The sequence below is a fragment of the Pedobacter sp. 01N416 genome (assembly GCF_056399685.1).
Genome location: NZ_JBFTRT010000283.1, coordinates 1 through 6,077 on the forward strand (window position 1 = coordinate 1; position 6,077 = coordinate 6,077).

Genomic DNA, 6,077 nt, shown 5'->3' on the forward strand with positions numbered 1-6,077 from the left:
ACGTGTCTTTTTATACGTGTCTTTTTATCAAATTTATTTAGTCCTTTGCTCCAATTGCCTAACCATAAATTCCCTTCTTTATCTTCTGCAATGGCATTAACCGATTTTCCTTTAATGGCATTTGGATTTTTAATGTCGGGCTGATAAACTGTAAAAGATGCTGAGTTTTTGTTAAAAAGGTTAAAACCATCGTCGGTACCTACCCAGAGCTTATTTGTTTTATCAATGAGTAGCGACCATATTTTATTATTGCTCAACGATGTTCTTTTGTTTTCTTTATGATAAAAACGCTCAAACTTCTCTGTTACAGGGTCGAATTTATTTAAACCGTTCATGGTAGCCACCCAGAACACACCATTCTGATCTTCTACAACAGCATTGATATAGTTATTGGTTAGTGATGTTGTATCGCCGGGGATATTTACATAAATTTTAAAAGAATAACCATCAAACTTACACAAACCGTTTTCGGTACCAACCCATATAAATCCCCTTTTATCTTTTAAAGCAGCTGTTGTATTTTTTGAAGGCAGTCCTTCATTTATGCCGTATGTTTTAATTACATAATGGCCTGCTATTACAGGCTGGTTATCGACATGGGATACCTGCGCTTTAACATGAGTAAAGAGGAAAAAAAATTGTAGAAGAAAACAAGTTAGACTAATTAATCTCATAGTTGAACAACAAAATTTGATGGGAGAATGCCTTAGCTAAACCCTGCCTCTTTTGAAATAGACGAGTTGTAAAGATACACTTTGCAAACTTATTACCGAATCTATTCTTGTGTTCAAGTTAGTGCCAATAAAAAAGAGGCCGATTAAAAACCGACCTCTTCGCACTAATCACTACTAACTAAAATTTAACTGAATTGAGATTCTTATCTACTAAAATGCCTTCACTAATCTTAAGCCCGAACTGTAGTTTGCGTTTTGCCTTTAATTTCAGGATAAACAGATCGGAAGTTTCGTTTAAAGCATCTTTGTTGCCAATGTTTAAAAAGGTTGGATACAAAACCTTAGCGCCATTGGTGTGCAGGCGGTCGTTGGTCAGGTTATCCATCTGTTTGATATTTAAAGGCTGAACGCTTACAAAATCATAATCCTGTGCATTGTATGGTAGGGCAAAACTTAAAGCATTTACTGATTTCAGGTTTATTCCTTTTACTTTGATTTCGATGATTTCGTCTTTGTTGTAAGCTTGTTTAGCCGTACTGATTTCCAGTTTACCTGCAACTTTATCAATTTTAGCATTTTTTATACCTCCTTCAAGTTGTGTAGCCACAACTGAAATATCGTAGGCATCAATCAAATTGTTTTTATTGATATCGCCATTGCTGATATAACCTTCAAAATCAGCATCACCTTTTCTTAAACCAGTATAATTGATGTAAGAAGTTAAATCGTTCTTATCAATTAAACGGTCGTTATTGATATCGCCGGGAAGATAACTTTCGGTACCAGGAACTTTAAATACATATAGCTCTCTACCTGAACCAAAACCACCTACACCATCAGCAACAGCAATTTTGAGGTAACGTGCAGCAGGATGTGCAGTAAAATTGAATATTTTAATTTCGTCGTTATTGGCCCATTCAAATGCACCAGCTTCTGTCCAGCTTTCTTTATTATTGCTATAAAACACTTTACCTTTTAATAAAATCCCGTTCCCTCTTCCTGTGCGTGGCAGGTAGTGGAATTTATCCAGTTGGTTGATCGATTTCAGATCAATGATCATATCAAAAGGAACTGCCTTAACACCCCATTTGGTATGCCAGGTATTACCTTCATCATAATCGAACAATTTATTGATACCAGAACCTCCTTGATTTTCCACCGTAGTTTCGGCAACAATACCCTGAATAGCAAACTCTAAAGGATTGGTTTTAGTAGTTGCTTTAATTTCGGTCCAATCAGAATAACCATCTTTATTTACTGCACGCAGTTTAAAACTGTAAGCTGTTTCGGCTAATAAACCATCAAACAACAAAGCAGTATCTCGGATAGTAGTATAATGCATATCGTTAAAATCAATTTCATAAAAATCTGCATTGCTCACTTTACTCCAGCTAGGGCTAAGCGTATAGGCTTCTCTGTTTTTATCACTTACCCTTGCATTAGCAGGAGCAGTTAATTTACCTGTTGATACACGTTGTTTATCTACGGGCTCGAATTTAAAACCGTCTATACTAAGTATTACCGGATTGATGGTAATATCGGTAGATTGAAGTTTAACCAACAATTGCGGGTTTTTAACCATTGCCACTTTTTCAAACTCACTTCCTTTTGTAGCAAAACGGTTTAAGTTCGGGGCTGCATCGTAGAAATAAACATTAGACTGTTTTAAAAACTCGTCTTTTGAGTTTACTTCTGATAATTTTATTTTACTGTTCCCAACTTTTGCCGTTAACCTTTTTGGTTTTTCGGTAACGTTAATGACGAATTCAGTTGTTTTCTCTTTCACAAAGCCATCGAAATCGCCCTTTGCAGGATGAATGGTAACCAGGGCATTGTTTTTCTGATCTAGTGCTGATTCGATTAAAGTAGAAGCACCTTTTCCTAATTTATAGGCTTCTGTTGCACCGTCATCATCATATTCGGTAAATGAAGTTTTTCCAAAAGGATATAATTCATAAATACGGTTTGCTTTATTGATTTCAGCAACATTGTTATTCGGATTCGTCATCGGAATAATGGCGCCATTTTTCACAAAAACAGGCAATTTCCATAATGGGGCATCAAAACTGTTGAGAATGCTGTTTCCAGTATATTTTTCTCCAGTGAAATAATCAATCCATGTTCCCTCTGGTAAATAAATACCATTGCGGATATCGTTACCTTTTTCGTCTGATTGGGTAGCCTGATAAATTGGCGCCACTAAGAAAGAAGGTCCATAGAGGTATTGATATTGTGTTGAAGTCCCTTTGGTATAGGCATTTGGATATTCCAGAAACATTGCCCTGATGATCGGCAATCCGGTAACCGCTTCTCTAGCAACGCTATAAGTATACGGCATTAACTCCGATTTCAGTTTTAAATAGTTGCGGTTAATCGAAGTTACAGGCTCACCCAATGCATGTGGATATTTTTCATTAGCTCCCCAACCGTCCATATTTAATTCCATTGGCGTAAAGGTTTTCCATTGGAAATCGCGGGTATTGATGGTTAGATTTTTACCGCCAAAAATACCATCCATATCGGAAGTAATATTCGGTTGGCCAGATAAACCGGAACCTAAATAGGTAGGGATGTGGAAACGGATATATTCCCAAACGCCACCAGTTTGATCACCCGACCAAATACCGGCATAACGTTGTGTACCCGCCCAGCCATCTAACGAAATGATAAACGGGCGGCTACTATTACCATAATAAGGCATAATCTGGGCTACATCGGCAACACCATTCAACCCGAATGAATAACCGGCTCCAACCCATGCTACATCGGTTTTTAATACACGAACGCCTGCATCTCTGGCTTCCTTAATAATATCGCGCTGCAATAACGGACTTACTTCTGCTTTAGGGTGAAGATCAGATTGTGTCCAAAGACCGATTTCCACGCCGTTTTTACGGGCATAATCGCCAAAACTCTTTAGGTTCTGAATGTTGCCATCCAATGTTTCGGTTTGGCCATAACCTGCGCCATAACCATCATTTGGAAGTACCCAGCCCAAAGGCATATCGTGTTTTTTATAACGGTCGATCACCGCACGTGCTGAAAACTGATAATTGTTTTTTTCACCGTTAAGCGATTCTTTTATACCGCCGTTATCTTTCTGACTTTCTTTGTAACGTTTTCCATCTTCAAATAAAGTTCCCTTTTCGTCTTCTTTCCAAAAATCTCGGTTGTAAGCGTTTAAATGTCCCTGATAGAAACCAAATTTCGGTAACAAAATAGGATTTCCGGTAAGTTGATAAAAATCGTTCAATAAGGGTACCGCACCATCGTTAATCATAAAAAAAGCATCCAGGTAATCGGTTTCATGTGCCAATTTCACCAATCCTTTTTCTTTAGCACCAAAATTGTAATTTCCTTTACTGAAGGTATACCACATTACAGCATAACCGTTGGTAGACCAATAATAAGGTGTTGGTGAAGCTACTCCCCCATCCGTCCAGCTGTTTTGGTTTTCGATAGAAATGGCTCTTCCCTTGTGAGAGAAACGGCCGTTCTGTACGCCACCACCATAAAAATACTCCTGTGGATTTTCTTTCAAACTAAGGGTTACTTTCCCTTTTTCGAACTGAATCGGAGCTAATTCTTCCACAGCAACAGCTTGTGTAGCAAGGTTGATAATTTTGATCAGCGAAGTATTTTTATCGAAAAGAACCGTAATCTTACCAGTAGATATGAACAGTTGATTGTTCTCATCTTTAATATCCAGTTTTGAAACTGGCCTGCGTGGGTTTTCGACTAAAATTTTGGCTTCTGGTTTTGCTTCCGGATCGCGTATGAAACCTCCTGTAGGGTCTTCGAAAAGACGGAAAATATTATCGCCGTAAAAATCTAATGTTAAACGTTGATTATCAGAAAGCAATAATTCTACTGTGGTGGTATTGATCTTTTTTGCACCAAGCACTTTGGTAACCTTTTCGGCTACCTGATTGGTTTTCTGAGCAGCTGGTTGAGCAGAAACAAAAAACGGAGCGGTAATTAAAAAAAACGCACATGCCAAAACAACGCGCTTAGGTTGGTTTTGGGGATTGGTTATTTTAAAATGTTTAAAAAAATAATGCGGGGTCATTAAATTTTGATTTGGTTATGTGTTTAAGTTAAGCAAGCTGATAATTTAGTTGCTATGGGATAAAGTTAACAAACACATTAAAGGAAATGGTGCGTTTTTAGGCACAAAAACCGCGCAATCGTTTGCCTATCTAATTTTTTACCAGAGATAGCGTGATGTTTTCTATCATTAAGAAATTAAGGGCATTAAGGTTGTAGAAGATCGATTTTATAGAACAGATTCAGCGATCGTCCTCCTGAACTTGTTTCAGGATCTAAAATTGCATCATTCTAATCCGATAGCTATCGGATTATTTCAGAATCTTTATAAATAGTTTTTTGCTACGGAAATGCAGATTTACACGGAATTTAATTTTGCTTTCAGCTTTTGCCTTTTCTACGAGTAGTGAAGTATTTTAGCCATCGCCTTATAAATCCTGATTTTACCTATACTATCAAAAAAAATACAAAGCACACAAATAGTTTATTTTTAGCACTATTTGACCATAAAACATTGATTAGTTATATTTTAAACAAAGCGTTTTTGTATTACAAACTTAAAAAATAATCGAATGGCAGGCATTTTGTAAGTATTTGTAAAATTGCTTATTACAAATGAATTTCCCTCTATCACAATCCTATAGCTGTGTAATTATAGATGACAGCCAAATGAGTATAAAAACACTTGAACACTTTATTTCCAAAATAGACAAACTCCAGCTAAAGAGAAGTTTTACGGATGCAATAGATGCCATGGCCGCCTTTTGGAAATACGGAAAAATTGATTTCCTATTTCTGGATGTCCAAATGGAAATATCAGGAATTGATATAGCCAGAATGCTTCGAAACAGCGTAAAATTTGTTGTATTTGTAAGTGCCGATGACAATAAGGCCATTGATGCCTTTGATAAAGGCAATTGTTTTTTATTTAAACCACTCGATTTTGTAAAATTTGAAGAAACGGTGAATCAGTTGATTCTGACTGAACGTAAGAACAAAGAAATACTTTTGTAAATAGCTCGCTAAAAATATCCATCTTTTTTTTCTATCATTAAGTAATTAAGAACATTAAGATTTCATAGTTCGGTCCCGCAGCCGTCTCCATGAACTTGTTTCAGGACCTAAAATTACGTGATTCTGAACTTCTGAATCTTTCTGGTTAGTTTTTCTGCCACGGAAGCGCAGATTTATACGGAATTTTACTTTGCTTTGAGCTTTAGYCTTTCAGCTTTTACCTTTCTTACCATTAAGCAGTTAAGAACATTAAGATTTCATGGCTCAGATCCTGCGGTCGTACTCCTGAACTTGTTTCATGATCTGTCCAGCTTGGGTTATATTTGCCACGGAAGCAAGGGT

Annotated in this window: 3 protein-coding genes; 1 reads left to right on the forward strand and 2 read right to left on the reverse strand. The window is 36.9% G+C overall.

The window, feature by feature from the left end:
• Both AC1DND_RS16055 and AC1DND_RS16060 read right to left on the reverse strand, forming a co-directional pair.
• A partial coding sequence (locus AC1DND_RS16055; protein ID WP_477583093.1) for a ligand-binding sensor domain-containing protein occupies window positions 1–674 on the reverse strand: 674 nt, incomplete at its 3' end.
• A gap of 178 nt (window positions 675–852) precedes the next feature.
• A complete protein-coding gene (locus AC1DND_RS16060; protein WP_477583095.1) occupies window positions 853–4,674 on the reverse strand; it encodes a TIM-barrel domain-containing protein in 3,822 nt (1,273 codons plus the stop codon).
• Between the two features lie 662 nt (window positions 4,675–5,336).
• On the opposite strand from AC1DND_RS16060, the gene AC1DND_RS16065 reads away from it, so the two are divergent.
• Entirely contained in the window at window positions 5,337–5,735 is a 399-nt protein-coding gene (locus AC1DND_RS16065) for a LytR/AlgR family response regulator transcription factor (RefSeq protein WP_477583097.1), read from the forward strand.
• Window positions 5,736–6,077: the final 342 nt, after the last annotated feature.